Here is a 261-nt window from a genome sequence, read left to right on the forward strand (position 1 = left end):
ATTGCGCTTGGGATAATGAGTCCTTAGCCTTGTCCAAATCAGTGGCAGGAGAAGCACCAGCCTCTACCAATTGTTTGGTACGGTTGTATTCCTTCTCGGCAGAGTCAACCTTTTCTTTCTCTTGACGAACACGCTCTTCCTGTTGGGCAATCGTTTCAGGTTCTTTGCCTGATTTAACACGATTTAGTTCAGCATGCTGCGAAGCGATTTGCGCATCAATGGATGCCATTTCGCTTGATAGATCGGTAACATCTATACGAG

General features: G+C 46.0%; 1 pseudogene. It reads right to left on the reverse strand.

The window, feature by feature from the left end:
• Positions 1 to 261 (reverse strand): annotated as a pseudogene (locus O0550_RS24245) (efflux RND transporter periplasmic adaptor subunit); the annotation flags it as partial.

The organism is Brevibacillus halotolerans (assembly GCF_026891775.1).
GTDB lineage: Bacteria > Bacillota > Bacilli > Brevibacillales > Brevibacillaceae > Brevibacillus_B > Brevibacillus_B halotolerans.